Raw genomic sequence first — 4,776 nt, forward strand, 5'->3', positions numbered from 1 at the left:
GAAGCTTTACTTTTGAAAACCAGGACATCTATGCGCCAAACGTCGATGTCGTCGATCTGCGCAAAAAAGTCGGCATGGTGTTCCAACAGCCGAATCCGTTTCCGTTTTCGGTTTATGACAATGTGGCATACGGCTTACGGCTTGGCAGAAAGCAGCCAAAAGACTTTATCGATCAGCGCGTCGAAGAAAGCCTGAAGCAGGCGGCCGTCTGGGATGAAGTCAAAGACGACCTGCACAAGAGCGCATTGGCGTTTTCCGGCGGTCAGCAGCAGAGAATCTGCATCGCGCGCGTGCTTGCAGTTCATCCGAAGGTCATTTTGATGGATGAGCCGACCAGTGCCCTGGATCCGATTTCAAGTTCCAAGATTGAAGACACGCTGCTGAATCTTAAAAATGATTATTCGATCATCATCGTGACGCACAACATGCAGCAGGCTTCGCGAATTTCGGACAGGACGGCTTTGCTTTTGAACGGTAATCTGATCGAGTACGATCATACGGAAGAGATGTTTCTTCGTCCCAAGGAAAAGATTACAGATGACTATTTGAACGGTCGCTTCGGATAAAGGGGGAATTTTTGATGCATGAAATATTTTATGATGAGTTGAGAAAACTCAACGTTCGTTTTATGGAAATGGGCATCAACGTCAGCGAACAGATTTATCGTTCGACCAAGGCATTCATCGAACATGACAAGGAGCTCGCAAACGAGGTCACAAGTGATGATCAGGGAATCAACGGCGGTGAAATACAGCTTGAAAACCAGGCTTTGAAGCTGATTGCCCTGCAGCAGCCGGTTGCAAGCGATTTTCGCACGATTGTCAGCGTCTTGAAGGCCAGTTCCGATCTTGAACGCATCGGCGACCATGCCGTCAGCATTGCCAGGGAAACGATTCTTGTCAAGGGAAATCCGCGTGTGCCGCAGATTGAAGAAAAAATCTCGGCGATGACGGCAGACATCAGAAAAATGCTTGAACAAGTGCTTGATGCTTATGTCAAGGCAGATGAAAAGAGCGCCAGAAACATTGCGCAGGAAGACAAGAAGATCGATGAGCAGTATAAAGTCTGCCGCGATCTGATTGTCAGGGAGATGCAGCATGAAACAAAGACGGCCGTTGCGACCTCAAGCTATCTGCTAGTAGCCAGACTGCTTGAACGAATCGGTGATCATATCGTGAATTTGTCGGAATGGATTGTCTACAGCAAGAACGGTCACCTGGTGGAATTAAACGATAAACAGTAGTTTTTCATATTCGAAAAAAGCTCGCGGCACCCCTGGGTCGCGAGCTTTTAGTCTGCCTTGATTTTTTTGATGACTTTGGCAGGATTGCCGACTGCAATCACGTTTTCCGGAATGTCTGACGTGACGACCGAACCGGCACCGATGATGCTGTTTTTTCCGATTGTGACTCCCCCCCAGACGGTGACGTTTCCGCCGAGCCAGACACCGTCTTCGATTACGACTGGTCTGGCATAGCGCATCTTTTGTTTTCTGAGTTCTTTTTCCTTCGGGCAGAATTCAGTGAAGATGCCGGTTCTCGGCGCAATGTTGACGTTGCTGCCGATTTTTATTTCCGCCATGTCCTGGAGTGTAACGTCATGATTCAGGAACACCTCATCGCCAAGTTCAATCCTTGAACCCAGAAAGCAGCGGAAATCTGGTTCAATGTAGGGGTCTTTGCCGACTTTTTTGAGCATCATCCTAAGCAATGCTTCATCATAAAAGTTCTTTTGATTGACTTTTTCATTATATTCAGCGCACAATTTCCGTGCCTTTTGCTTTTCCCGGATAATTTTTTCGTCCTTAAGGCTGTAGTAAATCACCATAATCAGTCACCTCAGACTATATTCTAGCAAAAAAACTGTTATAATCAAAAAAGAGGAATTTGCAATGAATCTGAACAGACGACATAAATTAACAAATGAAGAAATCGAACATGTAAAGAGGATTACGAACAGCGGAAAACTCTACTACGATTATGATCCGCTGATTGAAAGCGCAAGAAACTGCGCCTATGAGACATGCCGGCGCTACAGCCGCCATGAAGCTGGCATTGATGAATTAAGGCCCCTGTTTAAGGAACTTGGCAAAAATCCAGGCATTGCCGAGGGCTTCATCACTGAGTTCGGCTTTAATCTGAGCATCGGCGACGACTTTGATGCAGGTTGTGGCTTGAAAATCATCGACTGCAACGAGGTTTCAATCGGAAACAACGTCACCATCGGAGAAAACGTCGGAATCTACACGAGCAATCATGCAGAAGATCCCGGCCTTCGCCGTGATCACTGGTGCAGCGAGCTTCCAGTCAGAATCGGAAACAATGTTGTGATTGAAAGCAACTCGGTCGTTTTGCCGGGGGCGATTATCGAAGACGATGCATGGATCAGGCCCGGAAGCGTCGTTTTGGGCAGAATCGAAGCAGACAGCATTTGTGCGGGCGATCCCGCAAGAAGGGAAAATAAATGAAACAACTGATTCTGGCTGAAAAGCCGAGCGTTGCCAGAGATCTGAGCCAGATTCTCGGAGCAACGGAAAAGCATAAGGATTATTTTGAAGGAAAGAACGTGATTGTCACATGGGCATTGGGACACTTGCTCGGGCTCAAGATGCCGGAAGATCTGAACAGGGACTGGCAAAAATGGCAGCTTGAGACCTTGCCGATGCTTCCGAAGTTCATTGGAACGAAGCCGTTGCCGAAAACGAGGCATCAGCTGCAGGCAATCGAACGGCTTGCCAGGAGATCTGACGTCAAGGAAGCCGTGATTGCAACGGATGCGGGAAGAGAAGGCGAGCTTGTGGCGCGCTGGATTCTGCAGTATGTCAGGTTCAACAAGCCGGTCAAGCGTTTGTGGATCTCTTCTCAGACGACAAAGGCCGTCAGGGAAGGGTTTGCCAGGCTGAAACCGGCTTCCGATTATGATAATCTGTATCAGTCTGCATTGGCGCGCGCAACGGCGGACTGGCTTGTCGGCCTCAACGTGACACGTGCCCTGACCGTGAAATACCAGGATAATTTGTCGGCCGGACGTGTGCAGACGCCGACACTGGCTCTGGTTTCGAAGCAGGAAGACAGGATTTCAAGCTTCATTCCGCAGAAATACTGTCAGATTGCGTTGAACGTGTCGAATCAGAAGGCACGGATGGAACAGAAGAATCCTTACGGTATCAAGACCAGGGAAGAAGCACGGAAAATCGTTTCGGAACTTGAGAAAGCAAGCGGCAAGGTTGAAAAAATCACCGTCAGGGAGCATTCTGAAAAGGCTCCGCTGCCGTACGATCTGACTGAGCTTCAGCGTGCGGCGAACGAAAAATACGGATATTCGGCCAAAAAGACCTTATCCGTCGTGCAAAGTCTCTACGAAGTTCACAAAATCGTCTCTTATCCGCGAACGGACAGCAAGTATCTGTCGACCGACATGATTTCGACGATGAAGGAACGGCTGCAGGCAGTCGGCTCAATGGTGCCGGAAGCTCTGGAATATGCCGGAAGGGGCGCAAAGGTCGTTCAAAAGAAGGTCTTCAACAATGAAAAGGTGACTGATCACCATGCGCTCATTCCAACTGAGCAACGTCCCGACTATGCCAGGCTGTCAAGCGATGAGCACCGGATTTACGGGATGATTGTCAAACGGTTCGTAATGCTTTTTGCGCCCGAGTACCGCGAGCAAAAGGAAAAAATCACCGTTTCCTTTGCCGGGCACAGGTTCAATTTTTCCAAGACGACCGTTTTGCAGAAAGGCTGGAAGGAAAACGCGCAGACGACGGGCGAAGCACTGCATTTTAAGGAAGGACAAAAAGTCAGAGGGACTTTTGAAGTCGAAGAAAAGCTGACGACGCCACCGAACCCGTTGACCGAAGGAAGTCTGCTTGCCCTGATGGAAAAATACAGTCTGGGGACTCCGGCAACGCGCGCAGAAATCATTGAAAAACTCGTGTCGTCAGAACTAATGGAACGCTCCGGCAACTTTCTGCGCGTGACGCGCAAGGGACGCCAGCTGCTCGAACTGGTCAATCCGTCTCTGGTGACGCCGGAACTGACCGAAAAATGGGAAAAGCAGCTTGAGGCAATTGCCCTGGGCAAGTTTTCAAGTCAGAAGTTCATCGCAGAAATCAAGGACGATACGAAAAAACTCGTCAGCGAAGTCAAGAATTCGAACAGGAAGTATCAGGACTTCTCCATGACGCAGAAGAAATGCCCTGAATGCGGAGCTTTCCTGAAGGAAAAGAAGGTCAGGGACGGAAAGCTTCTGGTCTGTTCAAATGCAGAGTGCGACTACAGGCGCCGTGCCGAAGCCAGGGTTTCCAATCACCGCTGTCCTCAGTGTCATCGGAAGATGCTGATCGTTTCCGGCGAAAAAGGCGAGTATTTCCGCTGCAAGTATGACGGAACGACCGAAAAGCTCGGCGGAAAAAAGGGCAAAAAGAAGATGAGCAAACATGAAGAACGTCGCCTGATGAAGAAAATCAACCAGGACGACGAGCCGCAGGAAAGCGCATTGGCTGCAGCACTGAAAAAAGCCATGGAAGAAAAATGACCGGCGGAGACAGGCAGCTCAAGCCCGGTAATCGTCAAATGAACGCTTCACTTACGTGGGGCGTTTTCTTCTGCCCTGGATGGTGCGGGCACTGCATTTGACATTGCATCCAAATGAAAAAGAGGCCATTTCTGACCTCAGTCTTCAGAGCCTGATTCTGCTTTTTGACAAGCGTTTCATGCTAATTTTCTTCTTTTCATCATTCATGAAGCCGTTCAGCCGGCGGTAAGCCTTTGTGTT

5 protein-coding genes are annotated in these 4,776 nt (G+C 49.0%); 4 read left to right on the forward strand and 1 reads right to left on the reverse strand.

Annotation, left to right across the window (positions count from 1 at the left end; translation table 11 throughout):
* Together V7Z60_RS03900 and phoU are read left to right on the forward strand one after the other, a co-directional pair.
* On the forward strand, window positions 1–566 hold a 566-nt coding region (locus V7Z60_RS03900), incomplete at its 5' end, for a phosphate ABC transporter ATP-binding protein (protein WP_334116495.1).
* Window positions 567–580: 14 nt separating this feature from the next.
* Window positions 581–1,243 (forward strand): phosphate signaling complex protein PhoU, encoded by a 663-nt coding sequence (gene phoU, locus V7Z60_RS03905; protein WP_334116496.1) that lies wholly within the window; start codon window positions 581–583, stop codon window positions 1,241–1,243.
* Between the two features lie 47 nt (window positions 1,244–1,290).
* Here phoU and V7Z60_RS03910 read toward each other — a convergent pair whose 3' ends face one another.
* Window positions 1,291–1,827 (reverse strand): sugar O-acetyltransferase, encoded by a 537-nt coding sequence (locus tag V7Z60_RS03910; RefSeq protein ID WP_334116497.1) that lies wholly within the window; start codon window positions 1,825–1,827, stop codon window positions 1,291–1,293.
* 64 nt (window positions 1,828–1,891) lie between these two features.
* Here V7Z60_RS03910 and V7Z60_RS03915 point away from each other — a divergent pair, with 64 nt between their 5' ends.
* On the forward strand, window positions 1,892–2,467 hold the full coding sequence (locus V7Z60_RS03915; protein ID WP_334116499.1) for a DapH/DapD/GlmU-related protein: 576 nt from the start codon (window positions 1,892–1,894) through the stop codon (window positions 2,465–2,467).
* Window positions 2,464–4,536 carry a DNA topoisomerase 3 gene (locus V7Z60_RS03920; protein WP_334116500.1) on the forward strand — a complete coding sequence of 691 codons (2,073 nt, stop codon included), beginning with the start codon at window positions 2,464–2,466 and terminating at the stop codon, window positions 4,534–4,536. The genes V7Z60_RS03915 and V7Z60_RS03920 overlap by 4 nt, the downstream gene beginning before the upstream one ends.
* The last annotated feature ends 240 nt before the right edge of the window (window positions 4,537–4,776 follow it).

This window comes from Ligilactobacillus sp., assembly GCF_036846325.1.
GTDB lineage: Bacteria > Bacillota > Bacilli > Lactobacillales > Lactobacillaceae > Ligilactobacillus.

What these genes read in the sequence shown, in the direction of transcription:
- phoU (WP_334116496.1), top strand. Translation starts at nt 581, where the DNA reads ATGCATGAAATATTTTATGATGAGTTGAGAAAACTCAACGTTCGTTTT.
- V7Z60_RS03910 (WP_334116497.1), bottom strand. Translation starts at nt 1,827, where the DNA reads ATGGTGATTTACTACAGCCTTAAGGACGAAAAAATTATCCGGGAAAAG.
- V7Z60_RS03915 (WP_334116499.1), top strand. Translation starts at nt 1,892, where the DNA reads ATGAATCTGAACAGACGACATAAATTAACAAATGAAGAAATCGAACAT.
- V7Z60_RS03920 (WP_334116500.1), top strand. Translation starts at nt 2,464, where the DNA reads ATGAAACAACTGATTCTGGCTGAAAAGCCGAGCGTTGCCAGAGATCTG.